The sequence below is a fragment of the Amphibacillus sediminis NBRC 103570 genome (assembly GCF_001552275.1).
Classification (GTDB): domain Bacteria; phylum Bacillota; class Bacilli; order Bacillales; family Amphibacillaceae; genus Amphibacillus_B; species Amphibacillus_B sediminis.
The window spans coordinates 1-3,088 of record NZ_BCQW01000056.1 but is presented as its reverse complement, the minus strand read 5'-3'; the positions used below and the strand labels follow the sequence as shown (position 1 = coordinate 3,088).

The 3,088-nt window shown below is 51.9% G+C and carries 1 rRNA gene; it reads left to right on the top strand.

The window, feature by feature from the left end:
• Positions 1 to 171: 171 nt before the first annotated feature.
• Positions 172 to 3,085, top strand: a 23S ribosomal RNA gene (locus tag ASE01S_RS15210).
• Positions 3,086 to 3,088: the final 3 nt, after the last annotated feature.

The window sequence follows — 3,088 nt, the reverse complement described above, 5'->3', positions numbered from 1 at the left end:
ATGCACCTTGAAAACTAGATAAGATAATCAGAACGTGAAGGCGAAGCAAACGTAGGGTTTGTCCGTAAGGATAAACAAAACGGAAGCAAAAGCTGAAGCGAAACTGATGACAAGACATCAAACAAAGTAAGACCAAACGTCTTTTTTACTGTAGAGCATTAGCTCATCATTAGTTAAGTAAGAAAGGGCGCACGGTGGATGCCTTGGCACTAGGAGCCGAAGAAGGACGGGACGAACACCGATATGTCTCGGGGAGCTGTACGTAAGCATTGATCCGGGAATTTCCGAATGGGGGAACCCCCTACTCGTAATGGAGTAGGACATTTAACTGAATCCATAGGTTAAATGAGGCAGACCTGGGGAACTGAAACATCTAAGTACCCAGAGGAAGAGAAAGCAAACGCGATTTCCTGAGTAGCGGCGAGCGAAACGGAATTAGCCCAAACCAAGAAGCTTGCTTCTTGGGGTTGTAGGACACATCATATGGAGTGAGAAAGGCTGAATTTACATGAAGCGATCTGGAAAGGTCGGCCAGAGAAGGTAACAGCCCTGTAATGGAAAAATTGAGCCCTCCGATGTGGATCCTGAGTACGGCGGAACACGTGAAATTCCGTCGGAATCCGGGAGGACCATCTCCCAAGGCTAAATACTCCCTAGTGACCGATAGTGAACCAGTACCGTGAGGGAAAGGTGAAAAGCACCCCGGGAGGGGAGTGAAAGAGAACCTGAAACCGTGTGCCTACAAGTAGTCGGAGCCCGTTAATGGGTGACGGCGTACCTTTTGTAGAATGGACCGGCGAGTTACGATCTCCTGCAAGGTTAAGCCAGAAAAGGTGGAGCCGCAGCGAAAGCGAGTCTGAATAGGGCGAATGAAGTAGGGGGTCGTAGACCCGAAACCGTGTGATCTACCCATGTCCAGGGTGAAGGTCAGGTAACACTGACTGGAGGCCCGAACCCACGTATGTTGAAAAATGCGGGGATGAGGTGTGGGTAGGGGTGAAATGCCAATCGAACACGGAGATAGCTGGTTCTCTCCGAAATAGCTTTAGGGCTAGCCTCAAGGGATGTATCTTGGAGGTAGAGCACTGATTGGACTAGGGGCCCCCACCGGGTTACCGAATTCAGTCAAACTCCGAATGCCAAAGATATTACCTTGGGAGTCAGACTATGGGTGATAAGGTTCATAGTCGAGAGGGAAACAACCCAGACCGTCAGCTAAGGTCCCCAAGTATACGTTAAGTGGAAAAGGATGTGGCGTTGCCCAGACAACCAGGATGTTGGCTTAGAAGCAGCCACCATTTAAAGAGTGCGTAATAGCTCACTGGTCGAGTGACGCTGCGCCGAAAATGTACCGGGGCTAAACGTATCACCGAAGCTACGGATTGTTCTTCGAACAATGGTAGGAGAGCGTTCTAAGTGCAGCGAAGTCAGACCGAAAGGACTGGTGGAGCGCTTAGAAGTGAGAATGCCGGTATGAGTAGCGAAAAAGAAGTGAGAATCTTCTTCACCGAAAGCCTAAGGTTTCCTGAGGAAGGCTCGTCCACTCAGGGTTAGTCAGGACCTAAGCCGAGGCCGAAAGGCGTAGGCGATGGACAACAGGTTGATAGTCCTGTACCACCTCATGTCCGCTTGAACAAAGGGGGGACGCAGGAGGATAGGGAAAGCGCGCGGCTGGAAGAGCGCGTCCAAGCAGTGAGTGAGTCAGATAGGCAAATCCGTCTGGCCATCATAAGCTGTGATGGGGAAGGAAATAAGTACTGAAGTTCCCGATTTCACACTGCCAAGAAAAGCCTCTAGTGAGGACATAGGTGCCTGTACCGCAAACCGACACAGGTAGGCGAGATGAGTATTCTAAGGTGAGCGGGAGAACTCTCGTTAAGGAACTCGGCAAAATGACCCCGTAACTTCGGGAGAAGGGGTGCTTCTTGCATGAGAAGCCGCAGTGAAAAGGCCCAAGCGACTGTTTAGCAAAAACACAGGTCTCTGCGAAGCCGCAAGGCGAAGTATAGGGGCTGACACCTGCCCGGTGCTGGAAGGTTAAGGGGACGCGTTAGTGTAAACGAAGCGCTGAACCGAAGCCCCAGTAAACGGCGGCCGTAACTATAACGGTCCTAAGGTAGCGAAATTCCTTGTCGGGTAAGTTCCGACCCGCACGAAAGGTGCAACGACTTGGGCACTGTCTCAACGAGAGACCCGGTGAAATTATACTATGCGTGAAAATGCGCATTACCCGCGACAGGACGGAAAGACCCCGTGGAGCTTTACTGTAGCCTGATATTGAATGTTGGCACAATTTGTACAGGATAGGTGGGAGCCTTCGAAGCGTGAGCGCTAGCTTACGTGGAGGCGCCGGTGGGATACCACCCTGATTGTGTTGACCTTCTAACCCAGGACCGTGATCCGGTTCGGAGACAGTGTCAGGCGGGCAGTTTGACTGGGGCGGTCGCCTCCCAAAAAGTAACGGAGGCGCCCAAAGGTTCCCTCAGAATGGTTGGAAATCATTCGAAGAGTGTAAAGGCAGAAGGGAGCTTGACTGCGAGACCTACAAGTCGAGCAGGGACGAAAGTCGGGCTTAGTGATCCGGCGGTACCGTATGGAAGGGCCGTCGCTCAACGGATAAAAGCTACCCCGGGGATAACAGGCTTATCTCCCCCAAGAGTCCACATCGACGGGGAGGTTTGGCACCTCGATGTCGGCTCATCGCATCCTGGGGCTGTAGTCGGTCCCAAGGGTTGGGCTGTTCGCCCATTAAAGCGGTACGCGAGCTGGGTTCAGAACGTCGTGAGACAGTTCGGTCCCTATCCGTCGTGGGCGTTGGAAGTTTGAGAGGAGCTGTCCTTAGTACGAGAGGACCGGGATGGACATACCGCTGGTGTACCAGTTGTTCCGCCAGGAGCATAGCTGGGTAGCTACGTATGGACGGGATAAGTGCTGAAAGCATCTAAGCATGAAGCCCCCCTCAAGATGAGACTTCCCATCTTTTAAAGAGTAAGATCCCTCAGAGACGATGAGGTTGATAGGTTCGAGGTGGAAGCATGGCAACATGTGTAGCTGACGAATACTAATCGATCGAGGACTTAACTAAAAC